At 68.0% G+C, this 241-nt stretch carries 1 protein-coding gene; it reads left to right on the forward strand.

All coding sequences use genetic code 11. The features are described from left to right. Positions 1 to 241, forward strand: a 241-nt coding sequence (locus tag BN358_RS26925) for a hypothetical protein (RefSeq protein ID WP_198018482.1), incomplete at both ends; no start/stop codon positions are given.

Below are 241 nucleotides of genomic sequence, written 5' to 3' on the forward strand. Positions count from 1 at the left end.
CGATGCCCGGTTCGCTGAGGCGATACTCACCTGCTCCGGGACGACCAACGGTGCCGTCGCCACCCAGGGGTTCCACGAACTGGAGTCGAGGACCGGGCGCAAGCTGGCCGACCTGTCCGAGGGCCAGGAGGATCGGGTGATCACGTTCGCCCAGACCCAGGCCTCACCCCAGTCGATCATCACCTCGCCCGAATGGTCGGGCTCGGAGACCGGCGGTCGGCGCTACACCGCGTTCACGATC

The organism is Sedimentibacter sp. B4 (genome assembly GCF_000309315.1).
Classification (GTDB): Bacteria; Bacillota; Clostridia; order Tissierellales; family Sedimentibacteraceae; genus Sedimentibacter; species Sedimentibacter saalensis.